The organism is Psychrobacter sp. SHUES1, from assembly GCF_001652315.1.
Taxonomy (GTDB): Bacteria; Pseudomonadota; Gammaproteobacteria; order Pseudomonadales; family Moraxellaceae; genus Psychrobacter; species Psychrobacter faecalis.
Window position 1 is genome coordinate 1 of sequence record NZ_LXWA01000113.1, and the last position, 2,045, is coordinate 2,045.

The 2,045-nt window shown below is 39.1% G+C and carries 2 protein-coding genes; one reads left to right on the plus strand and one right to left on the minus strand.

The annotated features are described in order from the left end of the window. Nucleotides 1–801: 801 nt before the first annotated feature. Nucleotides 802–1,230 carry a PaaI family thioesterase gene (locus A7325_RS12985; RefSeq protein WP_068408804.1) on the minus strand — a complete coding sequence of 143 codons (429 nt, stop codon included), beginning with the start codon at nt 1,228–1,230 and terminating at the stop codon, nt 802–804. Between the two features lie 399 nt (nt 1,231–1,629). Here A7325_RS12985 and A7325_RS13630 point away from each other — a divergent pair. Beyond that, nucleotides 1,630–2,045: IS1 family transposase (locus A7325_RS13630; protein WP_156508562.1), on the plus strand; the 416-nt coding region annotated here is incomplete at its 3' end.

A 2,045-nucleotide genomic window follows, 5' to 3' on the forward strand; every position in this document is an offset into this window, starting at 1 on the left:
TTAATTTGTCGCAATATAATAAATAGCTTGTGCCAAAGTTCATCGTTGAGCTTGGTGCGAGTCATAAGTGATGCCTTATTTCTTTGTTGTGGTAAACAGTAGAGTAAGGCGTTGCTTATGTTTTTCAATGGTTCCTCAATTCTATACAGCCCCTATTGTTTCTCTAGGGAATTTAGAACATATAAAAAATGCCCCCCCCCTACTACTTGACGTAATAAGGGGGGGGTATCTAGCCTTTCCTAAAAAGTGTGTAACTATCATTTAGATTGTAGAAGTACTTACACGAAATTTAGGAAAGGCTCTATGATTCCTATACATTTTACTCTAAAAAAAATCAAAGGCTTTATGTCAAAATAGCGGGAGGGAATGTAGATTCTTATTTATTCCATAAGAATCTAGCAGACTCTGTTAACGCAGGAGAGTATGCACCTGAAGTGGACGATCAAGGTTATTACACGCTCCCATATTCAGGTAAATATGAATTGCGTATTCTTCAGCCACGTTCTCAAGCTTCTAGAGGGAAAACACCCGTGTATTGGCTAGAAGTATCTATTTTATAGTTATATAAGCTTAATATTATAATGCTGACCTACGCTATCACATACACAGACTGTAATACTCATGCTGAGTATTACAGTCTGTGTAGCGCACCGATCACAAATAAAATTTGTATGGTAAGTACACTGGGACTATTTCTTAGCCCACGGCCAAAGATTCAAGTCCTCACTAGGGAACTAGACCAGTAAAGACGCCTGATCTATTTCACTAGGATTTGAGCAAAGGGCTTTAAGTTGATATCTTTTACATATTTTCAGACTTGTTCCTGGTTGGTGGTACTGAGTAGGTTCCCACAACATGGGCAACTAATTCGTCAGATCCATCTGAGTATAAAGAAACCTCACCTACGACTAGACTTCTTCCAATTTTTAGCAGTTTGCACTCAGCAATAATGAGTGATTTTGCAGTTGGTTTACGTAAAAAGTTGATAGTTAGACTCGTGGTTACTGCTAATGGTACTATGCCAATTCTACCTAAGATAGCCACATAAAGAGCCACATCAGCAATTCCCATCATTACAGGTCCCGATACAGTACCTCCAGGTCTCAAATCATCTAAACTGATATCATGGGATAAAATTGACCCACTGCTATTTACTGCCTCAATCTTGTACTTTGCTTGAGGGAACTCAGACTTCATGAACTCAGCTATCTCTTCCTTGGTTGCTGACATAGGGCTTCCTTTAATCTAACTGTTATTGGCACCTCTATTCTATCCTAACTTTCCACCTTACTACGATAAAAAGTTATATAGCCGTTTTAGTTCAGAGCACTAGTTTTAAAGTCCTTGACGGTTTGCTGAGATGTATAGGCTAATGATAGGTTATCAGGTCCTTTCACTGGTTCAGTCCCACTGTAAGAATTGAAAAAAGACAATTAGTTAGCATTTGAGAATGATTAGTGTGTATATTGATTGATTAACTATAAAAACTAAGGGGGCAGGATTGGATAATAATAGATTTCTCATACGAGCAATTGGAACTGCTGGTTAAATTTTTGATGGTGTATCAAAAAGTATGTTGGGGTAATAAAGGAAGGGTGACAGCCGAAGCAAGATGATATATTTGAGGTTATGAAGACACAAATACAGATCAATTGCCCCGACTGTCACAGTCCCAGTTTTTCGATACACGGCAAAAAAAGCTATGGCAAGCAGAACTACCAGTGCAAGGACTGCAAACGCCAGTTTATTGGCGATCATGCGGTAACCTATAACGGCTGTCACTCTAGAATAGAAGATCTCATACGACTGATGACTGTCCGAGGTTGTGGTGTTAGAGACATAGCCGTTATAGCCAAGGTTAGTATTGGAAAAGTGCTTAGCACCATAGGCTCATCCATTTACAAGATTGTACCTAAGAAGCGCTACTATGAACGCTTAGAGGTTGATGAGTTCTGGACTTACGTATATCGCAAGAAGCGTAAAGTTTGGCTTATTTATGCTTATGACCGTGCTACTAATGAGATTGTCGCTTATGTCTGGGGTTA